Origin of the sequence: Micromonospora sp. MW-13, assembly GCF_003434305.1 — a bacterium.
GTDB lineage: Bacteria > Actinomycetota > Actinomycetes > Mycobacteriales > Micromonosporaceae > Micromonospora.
Genome location: NZ_QKKX01000079.1, coordinates 1 through 15,238, shown reverse-complemented (window position 1 = coordinate 15,238; position 15,238 = coordinate 1). Strand labels below are relative to the sequence as shown.

General features: G+C 68.4%; 8 protein-coding genes. 4 read left to right on the top strand and 4 right to left on the bottom strand.

The features are described 5' to 3' along the window. Positions 1-145: 145 nt before the first annotated feature. Positions 146-445 (bottom strand): metal-sensitive transcriptional regulator, encoded by a 300-nt coding sequence (locus C5N14_RS29030; RefSeq protein ID WP_117672826.1) that lies wholly within the window; start codon positions 443-445, stop codon positions 146-148. Between the two features lie 362 nt (positions 446-807). Here C5N14_RS29030 and C5N14_RS29025 point away from each other — a divergent pair, with 362 nt between their 5' ends. From C5N14_RS29025 to C5N14_RS29010, 4 genes are all read left to right on the top strand, one after another. Continuing rightward, entirely contained in the window at positions 808-1,776 is a 969-nt protein-coding gene (locus C5N14_RS29025; RefSeq protein WP_117672743.1) for a hypothetical protein, read from the top strand. A gap of 12 nt (positions 1,777-1,788) precedes the next feature. Further along, the gene (locus tag C5N14_RS29020) at positions 1,789-4,044 is read left to right on the top strand and encodes a cation-translocating P-type ATPase (RefSeq protein WP_117672741.1); all 2,256 of its coding nucleotides are present in this window, start codon (positions 1,789-1,791) and stop codon (positions 4,042-4,044) included. A 398-nt stretch (positions 4,045-4,442) separates the two neighbouring features. Next, positions 4,443-4,916, top strand: a complete 474-nt coding sequence (locus tag C5N14_RS29015; RefSeq protein WP_207892920.1) for a recombinase family protein — start codon at positions 4,443-4,445, stop codon at positions 4,914-4,916. 4 nt (positions 4,917-4,920) lie between these two features. After that, positions 4,921-5,850 carry a transposase gene (locus tag C5N14_RS29010; protein WP_165878271.1) on the top strand — a complete coding sequence of 310 codons (930 nt, stop codon included), beginning with the start codon at positions 4,921-4,923 and terminating at the stop codon, positions 5,848-5,850. Positions 5,851-6,024: 174 nt separating this feature from the next. On the opposite strand, the gene C5N14_RS29005 is transcribed toward C5N14_RS29010, so the two are convergent. From C5N14_RS29005 to C5N14_RS28995, 3 genes are all read right to left on the bottom strand, one after another. After that, a complete protein-coding gene (locus C5N14_RS29005) occupies positions 6,025-8,202 on the bottom strand; it encodes a hypothetical protein (RefSeq protein WP_117672737.1) in 2,178 nt (725 codons plus the stop codon). Between the two features lie 20 nt (positions 8,203-8,222). Continuing rightward, positions 8,223-11,423 (bottom strand): S8 family serine peptidase, encoded by a 3,201-nt coding sequence (locus tag C5N14_RS29000; RefSeq protein WP_165878270.1) that lies wholly within the window; start codon positions 11,421-11,423, stop codon positions 8,223-8,225. Between the two features lie 267 nt (positions 11,424-11,690). Further along, complete coding sequence (locus tag C5N14_RS28995) at positions 11,691-14,579, bottom strand: AAA family ATPase (protein WP_165878269.1); 2,889 nt, start codon at positions 14,577-14,579, stop codon at positions 11,691-11,693. Between the last annotated feature and the right edge of the window lie 659 nt (positions 14,580-15,238).

Below are 15,238 nucleotides of genomic sequence, written 5' to 3'. Positions count from 1 at the left end.
GCCCCGACAGCGCACTCCCGCACACCTTACTCGGAACACCGTCTCGCGCAGCAGTCGCGGGAAGCACCCGCTGCCGAATTACCAGCGGACACTGGAGTCCGACACGCCGCCCGCGCATCGCTATCAGCACACGCGGTGGAGTCCCTCAGCCGCGTTTCATGAGGCGGCCGACGGCGGCCATCATCTCGGTGGCCATTTCGTCGGCGCGGCCGTCGGCGGCGCCTTCGTGCATGCAGTGCCGGGCGTGTCCGTCGAGCAGGCCGAGGGCGACCTTGTCCAGCGCGGCCTGGATGGCGGAGATCTGGGTGAGCACGTCGATGCAGTAGCGGTCGTCGTCGACCATCTTCTCGATGCCCCGAACCTGGCCTTCGACGCGGCGCAGTCGCGCGAGCAGTTGATCCTTGCTGGCGGTGTAGCCCCTGGTAGGGGCCAAGGGTGTACTCATGACAACCATCATAACCTACCCCTTGGGGGTATGTTACAGTTGCTAAGGCGATACCCCCGGCGGGTATTCACGGAGGTGGGGAAACGGCGTGCATGGGCTAACGGATGCTGATGCAGGGACGGGGATTGTGGTGACGGCGATCGGGCGAGACGGGCGACAGGCGTCGCACGGGACGGACGGTGTCGCGGTTCGGCGCACGGCGTCGGCACGATCAGGTGGCGTCCAGAGTTTCCCAGCCCGACTCGGCCCGCCCACAGGCGAACGTGGCCTCGGGGCGTCACGTCGTCTCGTTGCCTACCGCTGCGGGGGGTGCCCGCTCCGCAGCGTCATCGCAAGACCGTCTAGAGACCGAGGTGATTGTCATGAACACAGCGTTGAAGTTGACCGGTTTCGCCGTCGGCATGGTGGCGGCGTTCGGCGCGGCATACGGGGTCGGCGACGTCGTTGACCCGGTCGCTCCGGCCGCCGACACACGCCACGACAGCACCACCGGCCACGGCGACGGCGGCCACGGCACCGAGTCTGCGTCCGCCGATAAGGTTCCCGGTGGCCTGCTGGTCTCCGACCGCGGCTACACCCTGAACCCGGTCTCCGCCCCGGTCGAGGAGTTCGCGTTTCAGATCACGGGCCTCGACGGGCGCGCCGTGACCGCCTTCGAGGTGGCGCACGACAAGCGGATGCACCTGATCGTCGCCCGGCGGGACCTGTCCGGGTTCCGGCACGTGCACCCGGAGATGGCGTCGGACGGGACGTGGCGGGTCGCCTCGCCGCTGGGCGAGCCGGGCAGCTGGCGGGCCTTCGCCGACTTCACCCCCGCCGGCGGTCAGCCGTTGACTCTCGGTGTGGACGTGTCCGTCGCCGGTGTGTTCACTCCACGTCCGCTGCCGGCGCCGGCGGCCAGCAGCACCGTCGACGGGTACACCGTCACCATCGACGGCGCCCTGCAGCCCGGTCGCACCTCCAAGCTGACCCTGACGGTCAGCCGCGACGGCGCTGCGGTCACCGATCTTGAGCCTTATCTGGGCGCGTACGGGCACCTGGTGGCGCTGCGACAGGGCGACCTGGCGTACCTGCACGTGCACCCCGACGGAGAGCCCGGCGACGGACGGACCCGACCCGGCCCTGAGGTGACCTTCTTCGCCGAGGTGCCCTCAGCCGGCACGTACCGTCTGTTCCTCGACTTCCAGCACCAGGGCACGGTCCGCACCGCGGAATTCACCCTGAGCGCCGGCGCCGCTTCCCCTGATGGTGGCGTTGCCCCGGATGGTCCGGCCACGCCGAGTCCGTCGACCACCGGCGGGCACGGCGAGCCCGGCCACGCCCACGACTAAGTAGGAGTCATCATGACCACTACCGCCAAGCCCCTGCGCGTCGCTGCGAATCAGATCGAACTGGCGATCGGGGGAATGACCTGCGCCTCCTGCGCCGCCCGGATCGAAAAGAAACTCAACCGCCTCGACGGCGTGAGCGCCACGGTCAACTACGCCACCGAGAAGGCCACCGTCTCCTACGGTGACGGCCTCACCCCGGCCGACCTGATCGCCACGGTGGAAAAGACCGGCTACACCGCCGCCCTGCCACCGCCGCCCACCGCGGACGGGACGTCTGAGGCCGCTGAGCCCGTCGACGAGCTACGCGGTCTACGAACCCGGCTGTGGGTGTCGGTGGCGCTGGCCGTGCCGGTGATCGCGCTGGCGATGGTCCCGGCCTGGCAGTTCACCTACTGGCAGTGGCTGTCGCTGACTCTGGCCGCCCCGGTCGTGGTCTACGGCGGCCTGCCGTTTCACCGGGCGGCCTGGACCAACCTGCGCCACGGCGCGGCGACCATGGACACCCTCGTGTCGCTCGGCACGATCGCCGCGTTCGGGTGGTCGCTGTGGGCGCTATTCTTCGGCACCGCCGGCACGCCGGGGATGACGCACCCGTTCAGCTTCGATATCAGCCGTACCGACGGCGCCGGGAACATCTACCTGGAAGCCGCCGCCGGGGTAACCACGTTCATCCTCGCCGGCCGCTACTTCGAGGCTCGCTCCAAGCGCACCGCCGGCGCGGCCCTACGCGCCCTGCTCGAACTCGGCGCGAAGGACGTCGCGGTGCTCCGCGACGGAGAAGAGACGCGGATCCCGGTCGACCAGCTCGCCGTGGGGGACCGGTTCGTGGTCCGGCCCGGGGAGAAAATCGCCACCGACGGTGTGGTGGACGAGGGCAGCTCGGCGGTCGACGTCAGCATGCTCACCGGTGAGTCGGTGCCGGTGGAGGTGGGCCGCGGTGACACCGTGGTCGGCGCCACCGTCAACGCCGGTGGCCGCCTCGTGGTCACCGCCACCCGCATCGGCGGCGACACCCAACTCGCGCAGATGTCGAAGCTGGTCGAGCAGGCCCAGACCGGCAAAGCCGCCGTGCAGCGCCTCGCCGACCGGATCTCCGGGGTGTTCGTGCCGATCGTGATCGCGCTCGCCGCCGGCACTCTGGGCTTCTGGATCGGCAACGACAGCGGCTGGACCGCAGCGTTCACCGCCGCCGTGGCGGTGCTGATCATCGCCTGCCCGTGCGCGCTCGGCCTGGCCACGCCGACCGCGCTGCTCGTCGGTACCGGCCGCGGCGCCCAGCTCGGCATTCTGATCAAGGGCCCGGAGATGCTGGAAAGCACGAAGAGGGTCGACACAGTGGTGCTGGACAAGACCGGCACCGTCACCAGCGGCAAGATGACGCTGGTCGACGTGCTGCCCGCCGCCGGTCAGGACGCCGATGAACTACTGCGGCTGGCCGGCGCGCTGGAGGCCGCCAGTGAGCACCCGATCGCCCAGGCGGTCGCCACCGGGGCATCCCGGGCCGGCGTCCTGCTGCCCGTCACGGGGTTCGTCAACGTCGAAGGCCTCGGCGTCACCGGCACGGTCGACGGCCGGGAGGTGCTGGTCGGCCGGTTGCGGCTGCTGCGCGAGCGCGGGCTCGACGTGCCGCAGGAGGTCGAGCAGGCGGCGACCGCGGCGCAAGCCGCCGGCCGCACCGCCGTCTTGGCCGGCTGGGACGGCCGCGCCAAGGGCGTCCTGACCGTCGCCGACGAAGTCAGGCCCACCAGTCGGGCCGCTATCGCGCAGCTGCGCACGCTCGGCCTGACGCCGGTGCTGCTGACCGGCGACAACACCACGGTCGCGAAGGCGGTTGCCGCCGAGGTCGGTATCGACCAGGTGATCGCCGAGGTGCTGCCAGCTGACAAGGTCGACGTGGTCAAGCGGCTCCAAGCCGAGGGCAAGGCCGTGGCGATGGTCGGCGACGGCGTCAACGACGCCGCCGCGCTCGCCCAAGCCGACCTCGGACTGGCCATGGGCACCGGCACCGACGTGGCAATCGAGGCATCCGACCTGACTCTGGTCCGCGGCGACCTAACCGCCGCCGTGGACGCCATCCGGCTGTCCCGCCGGACACTGCGCATCATCAAGAGCAACCTGTTCTGGGCCTTCGCCTACAACGTGGCCGCCCTACCCCTCGCCGCCACCGGTCTGCTCAACCCCATGATCGCCGGCGCCGCGATGGCCTTCTCCTCGGTCTTCGTCGTCGCCAACAGCCTCCGCCTACGCCGCTTCCGCACCGCCACCTGAAGACCACACCGCTACGGCGCACATGCCTCCGCAGGTGCGCCGTAGCGCTGCGGCATCAGCCGCTTACCCGTGGGTATGTCGCCGAGCCGCAATGGCAGTCGGGTGCTGGTCGACGGAGGACCACTGCCCGGCCGCCGGCGCGCTGCGCCTGGATCGGCCGCCACGACAACACCCACCCCTTCGCGTCGACACCAGCGGCGAACTCGCCCAGGTCGACGCCGCGCCCGAACCACACCGTCAAGAAACCAAACGTTTCCTGAAGATCGCCGACACGGGTCGGAGACCGGCTCCCGGGTCGTCAAAAACTCCTTCAACAACCAGCGGGTTCAATAACCACCTCACCGCCGTTTTCTGAGATCATCTCCGTGTGACAACCCTCGCCGGCGCAGCCGACCGAGATCCGCATCGGCTACGCCCGGGTCTCCACCGGCGGGCAGAAGCTCGAACGCCAACTCGACGCGTTGAAGGCCACCGGCTGCCGGCGGATCTTCGCCGAGAAGCAGTCCGGCCGCGACACCGACCGCCCGGAGCTGACCGCGTGCCTGGCATTCCTCGCCGGCGGCGACACCCTCGTCGTACCGTCCCTTGACCGGCTGTCCCGCTCCCTTTCAGACCTGATCACCACCGTGGGAGAGCTACGCCGCCGCGACGTCGGGTTCACCTCCCTGCACGAGAACCTCGACACCACCACCCCCGGCGGACGCCTCGTCTTCCACGTCTTCGCCGCCCTCGCCGAGTTCATCCGCGAACTCATCGGGGCTGTCTCGCTAACGGCTCTGTCTCACATTCGGGATGCTGTTGGTGATCTTGGGCGTGTGGCGGGGGTGGGGCGCGTCGCTGCGAGAGCTGAAGGCTCCTCGGTGTTGGGGTAGCGGGATGTCGATGGGGCGGGTTTCGGGTGTGGTGGTGCCGGTGGAGACCGCTCGGGTGGCGTGGGCGGCGAGCCCGAAGGGCACGCCGGCGATGGTGATGCGGGATCGGTTGGAGGATCTGTTCGTCGATGACGACTTTGTTGGCTGGTTTCCGGTCGATGGTCGTCGTGGGGTGTCGCCGGGCCGGTTGGCGTTGGTGTCGGTGTTGCAGTACGCGGAGAACCTGACTGATCGGCAGGTGGCGCGGGCGGTGGCGTGTCGTATCGACTGGAAGTACGCGTTGGGGATGGAGTTGACCGAGCGGGGGTTCGATCATTCGGTGCTCAGTGAGTTCCGGGAGCGGCTGGCTGAGGGCGATCGGGCTGATCGGCTGCTCGCGGTGATGGTTGATCGGCTGGCGGAGGCGGGGTTGGTGCGGGCGCGGGGCCGGCAGCGTACGGATTCCACGCATGTTCTCGCGGCGGTTCGCCGGCTGGGTCGGGTGGAGTTGGTCGCGGAGACGATGCGGGCGGCGTTGGAGGCCCTGGCGAAGGTGGATGAGGTGTGGCTTGCCGGTGTCATGCCACCGGAGTGGGCGCAGCGGTATGGCCGGTCGGTGCGTCACGAGCGGCAGCCGACCGGGTCGGTCGCGGTGCGCGAGTACGTGGAACAGGTTGGCGCTGGCGGCGTCATCCTGCTGTGGGCCGTCACCCGCTCGGCCCGCAGACCGGGCGCAGCAACTGCAGGACGTGCTGGTCGAGGTGGTGACCGTACGGTCGCGGCGCCTATCAGGAGCGGTAGAGAGGCGCGCAAGATACGGAGCTCGGCTCGCGTTCGTTCACTCGACCCAGACGAGAGCCAGGTCGGCGGTATACTGACGGCGAGTAGTAGCAGCACCACCCGCCGCACGGCGGGATCCAATCGGAAGTACGGCCAACGGGCCCTTACGGTTTGACCAAGATAATGACTTGCAGCTACGCCGCCGCCGTGCACGCCGCGGCCGGTCAGCCACCGGCTGATCCACAAACGCATTGTCTGACACTCGACGGCGGTTGCCGGGCGGCGCGCCGCCCGAATCACTAAAAACGACCGTGGGCCGCCCGCTGGTGCGGACGGCCCACGGATGACGTCAGCCGCGCGGAATGTCGATCGCGTAGCCGCCCTTGCCGCTTGCCAGCAGCATGCGCGATTGTCCGGCGAAGCCGAACGCCATCGGCAGGCTGAGCCCTTCGAGGCCCGTGCCGAACGGCGTGAAGGTCGCCCCGCCGTCGTTCGACCGGATAACCCTCGCGTTTGCCTGCTGCTGCGCCACGTAGATGCCGCCGCCGTCTATCGGGTCGCAGGCGAGGTCCACCGTCAGCGCCCCGCCTACCCAGCCGGTGGGCTGCCAGGTCATGCCGCCGCCGGTGGCACGATACAGGGGTGCGGTGACCGCAGGGTTGGTGGTGGCCGTTCCGATCAGATAAAGCGTTGACGGATCGCTGGCCGCCGCGCACAACTGCGGACTCATGAACCGCCCGCCGGGAAGCCCGATCATGGACGGGAACCATGATGTGCCACCGTCTTCGGAGCGAATCACACCGCCGAACCGGTTCGCCGATGTGTCGTCAACCGATGCCACCAACTCCAGATCCGTTCCCGTGTCCAGGATCTCCAGATCCCGTATGGTCTGCGTGCCCGGACCCTCGTAATCCTTGGTCCAGGTTTGGCCGCGGTCAAGCGAACGCCACACGGTCGGTTCGAGACCGGCAACGCCGAAGTCGGCGCCACCCAACACGATCAGGCTCGGGTTGGCTTTGCCGAACCGGACTGTGGTGAGCGCCGACTCGAACAGCGGGCCCTGGTCCGGGCCGAGCAGCTTCCAGTTTCCATCCGGCCCGCGACGGTAAAGCCCTTCGGGGGCGACGGTTGACGGTCCGCTGGAGATGGCGTGCAGCGTGCCGTCCGGCCCGAACCGGACCGCGCTGTATCGCGTCGGCGGAACCGGCTCAAGGTTCCATGTCTTACCGCCGTCCAAACTGGAGAACACACCGCCGCCGTTTTGGCCCTGGAAGGCGATCGCCAGCTCGTTCGGGTTCGCTGGGTTGGCGTGCACGGAGTGCAGCTCCATCTCATTGATACCACCGGACGACTGCGTGAAAGTCGAACCACCATCTGTGGAACGAAAAACAGCGCGTGCGTCCGTCCCCACGAAAATCTTCTGAGAATCGGAAGGATCGAAGCTTACCGATCGCACCATCAGATTCATCGTCCCGCCGACGGTCAGCTGCCACGTCCTGCCGCCGTCGGTACTGCGATGCACACCCGAACCCGCCGTGGCGACAAGGATCATGTTGCGGTCACGCGGATCGACCGCAACGTCATCGACCGCCTTGACCGGCCACGCGTCGTTGTGCAGCGCGGTCCAGGTCTGGCCGAGATCGGGCGATTCGAAGACGCCTAGGAACTGGCCCTGGAAGGCCTGGCCGCCGCCGAGAATCAACCTCGAGCCGTCGTAGACCACATCGTGCCACGGGCCGTTGGGCAGGCGCTCGGATCGTTCCGCCCAGGTTGTCCCGCCATCGGTGGTGATCCAGACCTGGCCGTTGTCGAACGTGGCGATCACCGTGTTCGGGTCGTCCGGGGCGATTCCGATGGCGCGGCTGGTGACACCGCCGCCGAACGGTGGCGTCCGGTTGGTCCACGTGTTGCCGCCATCGATCGACCGCATTACGTTGACCTTCTGGGTGCCGAACGCGCCGGCGATCCCGGCCCACAACACCAACGGGTTGCCCGGTGCGGCCACCACCGTGATCACCTGGTCGTTCACGCCGATGTTGAGGTTCTTGGCGGCCCAGGTCAGACCGCCGTCATTGCTTCGCCACACGCCGTCCATGGTGCCGATGTACGCCGTACCGGCGGCGGTGAACTCGATTGCGAACACGCTTTTGCCGAGCAGCGCTTGCACTTTTGTCCACGTGGCGCCGCCGTCGACCGAGCGGAACAGCCCGCCGCCGACCGAACCGCCCGGCGCGAGACCGGCGAGCACGATCGAGTGGTCCACGGGGGACGCCGCGATCGCGGAGATGTCGCCGCCGGCCGGGCCGAGCGAGGTCCACCCCGCCTCGGCCGCGGCCGCTTGCCCCACAAGCGCTGTCTCAGTGACTCCATCGGGGCGTACGCCATTGGCGTCCATCGGCTGACCGGTGGCGTCAATCCACACGGTCCGCGCGGAACCACCGGCACTGGCACCGCCGAAGGCAAGGCTCGTGCCCACGAGGATCAGCGCCAGCGTGGCGCTGAGCGCACGGCGCCGGCTCTTACCCATTTTCCGTCTTCCCTTCGTCATCAGTTGCCTCCGAACCGGACGGTGACCAGGTTCGAGCACTTACGAGAACCCGCCTGGCAGACCTGGTAGGTGTGCGTGTTTCCGGCCCAGGGCGGCAGAACCTCGATGTGGCCGCCGTCGTTGGCGAGGGTGGCGCCGAGTTCGCCGTCGCGGAACACATCCACGTTGGCTGACATCGCTCCCTCCCAGGACATGACGGCCTCCGGCGAACCCACCGAGCGACGGCCCTCGACCGTGAGCTGTATCGCGCCGTCCACCTGGACCTTTACCAGCCGTCCGGGCGAGCCGAGCGTTCCGGCGTACACGAAGGCGCTTTGAGGGTCCAATACCATCGATAGCAATGAGTTTTCACCGGCCTCGAGGGTGGCCGCACCGACCCGGGAGAACGTTGCCAGGTCGACCTTGACGATGCGCCCCGGTGACGTGCCGGTGCCGAAATATGCCGACTCGCCCATGGAATCGATCACCGCCGACAGCACCATGTTTTCGTCCGCCGCGAGGTCGATGGCCTCGGCCCTGGTGAAGCTTTCCAGGTCCACCTTGACGACGCGGGCCGGGCTGGTGGCGGTGGCGAAATAGGCAAAGCGGCCCAACGGGTCGATCACCGCCGAAAGGAAGGCGCTCTCATTGACCATGCTGAGCGCACCGGCCTGCTGAAAGGTGGTTAGGTCGAGTTTGACCACCTGCCCTGGCTTGGTGTCGGTGCCGAAGTAGGCGAACCGGCCCGCGGGATCGATGACGGCGGAACGTAAGTTGCCCGCTCCTCCTTCCAATGTGGCCACACCGATCCGCGCGAACGTTCGGAGATCGAGCTTCACCACTCGTCCGGGAGTGCCACTGGTGCCGAAGTACGCATACCGCCCCGCCGGATCGATCACCGCCGTCCGGAGGAAGTTCTCGCCCTGTCCCAGCGAAATCACCGAGACCCGTTCAAACGAGTGCAGATCGACCTTGACCACTTTGCCCGGCGCGGTGCCCGTACCGAAGTACGCGTATCGGCCCTCCCGATCGATGATCGCGGAATTGACGAAGTTCTCGCCTGCCTCGAGCGTGATCGCACCGACCCGCCGACTGGTCGCCAGATCGACCTTGATCACCCGACCCGGCTTGGTCTGCGTGCCGAAGTACGCATACCGGCCGAGCGGATCCATCACCCCGCTGAACAAGGTGTCCTCACCGGACGCCAGCGTCAGCGCTGCGGTGCGTACCGGAATCCGGATCGCGGTGCTGACAAGCGCGACGCTGTGCGGCGAGCCGGGCGCGTCGCCGGCCACCGAGACGGTTGCCGTGGCCTGTCCGGGAACCGACGGCGTGAATGTGTATGTCAACGTGCAGTTGGCAAGGTGCGCAAGGCTGATCGGCAATGCGCCACACGTTCCACCCGACCGGGCGAAACCGTTGCCCGGGTCGGTGATCTCCGTGATCGTGACCGGTGTGGAGCCGGTGCCAGTGAGCGTTACGGTCAGCGGGCCTCCCGTCTCACCCACCTTGGTCACGCCGAAGTCCAATTCAAAGGGTGAGACGTCGAGCCCACGCCCGTCTGGTGCGACAAGCGTGAATCCCTGGGTGGTGGCGCCGCCACCGGTGATCGTCACCTTGGCGCTCGACGGCTGGTAGCCGAACGCCGACGCGGTCACCGTGTATTCGCCGGCAGGCAGTGTGATCGCGTAGCCGCCGTTGCTGCCGGTGCTGCGGGTCCGGGTGAGCGCACCGGTGATCGTGATGGTGGCACCGGCGACGGGTGCGTTGCCCGCGCCCAGAACGGTGCCCGTCAGCTGTCCCTTGGCGGGGACCGGCGAGCGGCTCACCGCCGCGAACGTGTCAAGCCTTCCCTGGCCCCACACGTTGTTGTTCTCCTTGGTACCGCCGCATGTCAGATCCTCGGTGTCGAGCGCGGATCCATCCAGGATGGCCCGGGTGGCGTCGATGTCGCGCTCCAGCGACGGCGTCGCCGACCACAGTAACGCCACGGCCGCCGCCACGTGCGGTGACGCCATCGACGTTCCGGTCAGCGGGCCGTATGAGCCGTTGTTGAGCGAGGAGCGCACGGCCACGCCTGGCGCGGTGATGTTCGGCTTGACCATGTCGGCTCCCCAAGCCGAAGGGCCACGGCCGGAGTTGCTGTAGAGCCGCCCGGCGGCGTCGAACGCGCCCGCCGCGTATGACTCAGGCAGGTTGCCGGGGTTGCCCGCCGCACCGCATGCCGCGCCGGGGTTTCCGCTGGAGAACTGCGGGAAGATCCCGGCTGCCACCCACGCCCGAACCGTTGGCCGGTACCAGGGTGAGATGGTGGCGCTGCCGCCCCACGAGTTGTTGACGATGTGCGGGCGCCGGGCCGGATCGGCGTTGCGGCCGCGCAAATCGGTGGGCGCCAACATGAACTGGCCGCTTGCCAGCAACGCCTCCTGCGAGCAGGAGCGCTCCTCGCAACCCTTGGCGGCGATCCATTTCGCGCCCGGTGCGACGCCGATCCGGTTGCCCGCGCCGTCGTCGCCGACCATCGTGCCGACCGTGTGGGTGCCGTGGCTGTTGTTGTCGCAAGGAATCAGTGACGGCGCACCGCACACATTGGACGGGTCCCACCAATTGTAGTTGTGGTCGAACCGGCCGTTGCCAAGGTTTCCGCGATACTGCCGAGTCACCGCCGGATGGGTATATAGCACGCCGGTATCGATGCTGCCGATGACGATGTCCTCGCCGGTGACGCCGAAATCCTGCCACACGCGGGGAGCGTTGACCCGGCTGATGTTCCACTCGATGCCCGCGAGCAGCGCCTGCTGCTCCGCCACTTCGACCACGGGGAGCTCGTATTTCTCATCGGCGGTGATCTGCTCCACCTCGGGCCGGGCGGCGACGCGGCGTACTAGATCGGCGTTGCCGGTCACCTTGATTGTGTTGGCAATCCAGAACTCCCTGTGTGCCACGCCCTCGGCGTCGAGCATCCTGACAAGGCCCGCCTGGCTTGCGGCCGCGGTGTCGATGAGCTTCTTGTGCACCTGCCGACCCTGCTCTGCCCGGTCGGCGATTCGCGATGCCGCACCGAGATCGGCACGCTCCCGCAGGTATACCCAGAAGGTGGCGGTGCCGTCGGCGGCGAGTTGCGACATCAGCGCGGGCTGGACGGGCGCGGCCTGCGCGGGCGTGGTGACCAATGAACTCGACAGCCCAAGGGCCGCAAGCATCGTCACGATCGTGCTCACGGCGAGGCCGGTGCGGCCTCGCCGTCGTCTCACGGGTCCGTTCAACGATCTCCTCCGTTGTGCTCGAAGCGGTCCCTGAGACTGCGTGCGGCATATGGGTCTCATACCGGCCGCCATCCGTGCTCGTCAGAGTCGTCGGTCTTTTCGGGCGGCTCCGGCGGTGCGGGGTTGGGAGCCGGCTCGGGGGTCACGTCAGATTCAGGGGTTGACACCGCACCAGCGTGGATCTCTCACGGGTGCCGGGACCATCCCGGAAATCCGGTAACTTTATCCGGACAGCCTGCTGGCGATCCCTGCCCGGGAACGAATCCCCAGCTTGCGCAGCACGGCTCCGACGTGCTGTTCCACCGTGTAAACCGACAGGAACAGCTCGGCGGCGATCTCCTTGTTGCTGCGACCGGTTGCGGCGAGGACGGCCACATCGCGCTCGCGGGCGGACAGGTCGTTGCCGTAGGCGGGCCGCCCAGCGCGACGCTTGCCCGGCAGGGACAGTCCACGTTGCCGAGCCGCGCCGGTGGCCCGCGAGTGATCCCAATCCGCGCCGAGTCGCTGATAGGTTTCCAGCGCCAGGGCCAATTCCGCCGATCCGGCACGCTGCTCACCCGCGTCGAGCAGCACCAGCGCCGCCTGCTCGCGGGCAAGCGCCGCCAGATATGGATACGGCAAGGCGTCATAGCGGACGGCCGCCTCGACAAGTTGGGTGGCGTTTCCTTCGACGGCGGCGAGTAGGCCTTCAGCGTGGCGCAGCGCGGCCGGAGCGATCGAAACATCGAGACCCTCAAGCCTCTTCCGGTACTTGCGCAGCAACTCCCCGGCGTCCCAGACACGGCCGGAAGCGATCAGTGATTCCACGGCGGTCGGCAGCACCGGCGCGGCCGCAGCCCAGGCGTCCTTGGCGCGCAAGGCATCCAGGCAGCGTTCCGTGGCGCCGAGCGCGGCCGCGGTGTCGCCACGGGCAAGCGCGATGCGGGCGAGGCCGCTTGCCGGGAACGCGAGCGCTTCGACAAGGCCCAGTTCCTCGGCGAGCCGTCCGGCGCCCGCCAACCGGTGCTGCGCGTCGTCGAGCCGACCCTGGGCAAGGGCAAGGCCGCCCACCGCAAGCTCGGCCTCGATCCAGCCGAGCGGATAGTCGGCGAGCGCGTCGAGCAACGCGTCGGTGCCGTCGGCAACCGAATCCCAGTTGCCCCTGAGAAAGGACAGCAGCGTCAAGGCCGATCTGGTCAGTAGCTGAAGTCTGCGGTTCTCGCATGCCACGGCGCCGGAGAGCGCGGAGGTCAGCAGTCGCTCGGCCACGTCATGATGGCCGAGGTAGCAGCATTGGGCACCGATCGAGAAGTACGCGTTGACGGCGGCGCGGGACTGCACCGACCCGGCGGTGGCGGCCTCGACCTGTTGCAGCACTTGACGCCAGGCCGGATCGCCGACGGTCACCAGGCCCATTCCCACCTTGCCCAGCACGAATACCCGTACCATCGGGTCGCTCACCTCGGCGAGCACCTCCATCGACCGGTAGAGCCAGTCGCGGCCGAGTGCCACTGTTCCGCTGGACGCGGTCAGCACGCCAAGCGCTGCCGTGGCGCGGGCGCGCAGATCCGGCCGGTCGGCAAGCTCGCCGATCGCGGTGGCGAACAGATCGCGCTGCCACTGCACGTCCTCGCCGAGAACATTCAAAGTGGAGGCGAGCAGGAACCGAATTTCGCCGTGCGCCGCCTCGGTGCCGTCCTGGCTCATCACATCCTGAAGCAGCGCAACGACTTCGGTGGTGCGCACCGTTTCCAGGGCCGCCCAACCCAGCTTCACCGCGAGCCTTGCCCGTTCGGCCGGCGCGAGCGGGCCGTGGCGCACCACATCTTCGAGAAGGCGGACAGCCTCGGCGTCGTTGCGTAGCGCCGCGGCCTGATCGGCGGCGCGCTCGGCGGCCACCACCCACTCGCCGAGCCGTCCAGCGTGGCGCAAATGGTGGGCGAGTTGGCCGAGCGGTACGGGGTCGTATTCCTCCAATGTCGACGCAGCTTGGCTGTGCAGCCGCCGCCGTCGCGTGCCGGGCAGCGCCTCCTCCACCGCCTGCCCCGCAAGCACATGCCGGAAGCCGACGAGTTCGCCATACTCGGCTAGCAAGCCTGACTCCAATGCCTCGTCAAGGCCACGCAAGGCGCGATCCGTTGGCACCAGGCAGGTCGCGACAACCACGTCGAGCGGCACCGATGAACGCAGCACCGCCGCCGCCTCGACCGCCGCGCGCGCGTCGCCGGACAGGTGGGCAACGCGTTCCAGCACCTGATCGCGAATGCCAGTCGGCACGTCTAGCTGGTCGAGTTCGCGCACCGCCCAGCCGCCCTTGCGCCGCGCCAGCTGACCGTTGGCCTGCAACAGGGCAAGCAACTCCTCGATGGCGAACGGCAGACCGGAAGCGCGTTCGCGCAGATAGCCCGCGAAGTCCTCGGAGATGCGTTCGACGCCCAGGATCGCCGCCGTCAGCTCGCCGGCCTGCTTCCGATCCATCCTCGGCAGGATCACGTGGGCGTGCGCGGTCGCCGCGGGCAATCGTGCGGTCAGCGCGCGAACTCCCGGCGTCGCGTCCTCGGTGCGATAGGAGAGCAACAGCGACAGCCCGGCCGGTGGGTCGCCGAGCAGGTAGGTGAGAAAATCGAGGGTCTGCTCGTCGGCCCAGTGCAGATCCTCGAGTACCAGCACCGCGCGGCCGACCGCGCCGAGCAGTTCGGCGAGGGCACGAAACACCCGGTGGCGTTCGGCGGCCGGATCGTCGAGCGGCTCGGGCGCAGGTGGCAAAGCGGCGGCGAGTTCGGGAAGCAGCGGCCGCAGAGCCCCGGCCAGCGGCGAAAGGCCGGCCCACGGGGACTCGGCCGCGAGTGCGCGGACCGCGTCGATGATCGGCCCGAGCGGAAAAGGCTCACGGATCCGGCGGCCCGCGCCGAGCACGAAGCGCATTTCGGCAAGCTCCGGGCGGGTCCGCAGCTCCGCGACCAGGCGGGTCTTGCCCGAGCCCGCTTCGCCCTCAAGGACAACCGCCGCGGGTGGCTGGGTGACGGCCGACACCAGCAGGTCCAGCTCGTGCGCCCGGCCGACAAGCCGAGGTGAGCTGATGCGCTTTGGCCTGGCGTCCGCCGTGTCACGCCGAGCAACCGGGACCGTCATCCCTGGCATTCTGCCCCAGCTCACGATGATCCGCACTAGTTGATCATGTGGGCGGCAGGCCACACCAGCGTCATGCCGGAAGCGGGGGGAACTCAAGCACGTCCACGCCTGCCTGCCACCGCCCTCCCAGCCATCAGCCGGCCCCGCTCACCCTCCGATGCAGCCAATCGTGGCCGGATCCCCGCCGATCCCGAATCCACAGGTCACCGCACCCGCCGAGCCCTCAAGCCCGCGCGAAAGCAGCTCCGCGCCTGGCCAGAACAGGAACGCACCACTACGGTCACGAGGCTCAGGTGTCAGACGGAATCAGGGAGCCACGACCGCACGCGGCGACGGGAAGGACGTATCGCATGGTAGAGCGATGGGCCGTAGAGCGCGCAGTTCGAGACGCTGAATGCCGCCTCAGCCCCTCCGGACGCCACCTTATCCTCACACTCTTAACCTGGACAGACACCTCAACCGCAGTAATCCCGGCACAGTTCTCACCGAGCTTGACAGACCTCGAACGGGCAACAGGAATGGCCCGCTCCACAATCGCAGTCTGGCTCAACCGGCTTGAGGAGTTGGGCTGGGTCATACGCTTCAGACCAAAGGTGGACGACGCCCGCCGCAAGAAAGCAAGGACCGCCTACCGCCTTCGAATCCCCCCACAGACGCTA

Excerpts from the sequence above, each read along its gene's own strand:
- C5N14_RS29030 (WP_117672826.1), bottom strand. The coding sequence starts at position 445 with ATGAGTACACCCTTGGCCCCTACCAGGGGCTACACCGCCAGCAAGGAT.
- C5N14_RS29025 (WP_117672743.1), top strand. The coding sequence starts at position 808 with ATGAACACAGCGTTGAAGTTGACCGGTTTCGCCGTCGGCATGGTGGCG.
- C5N14_RS29020 (WP_117672741.1), top strand. The coding sequence starts at position 1,789 with ATGACCACTACCGCCAAGCCCCTGCGCGTCGCTGCGAATCAGATCGAA.
- C5N14_RS29010 (WP_165878271.1), top strand. The coding sequence starts at position 4,921 with ATGTCGATGGGGCGGGTTTCGGGTGTGGTGGTGCCGGTGGAGACCGCT.
- C5N14_RS29005 (WP_117672737.1), bottom strand. The coding sequence starts at position 8,202 with ATGGGTAAGAGCCGGCGCCGTGCGCTCAGCGCCACGCTGGCGCTGATC.
- C5N14_RS28995 (WP_165878269.1), bottom strand. The coding sequence starts at position 14,579 with ATGACGGTCCCGGTTGCTCGGCGTGACACGGCGGACGCCAGGCCAAAG.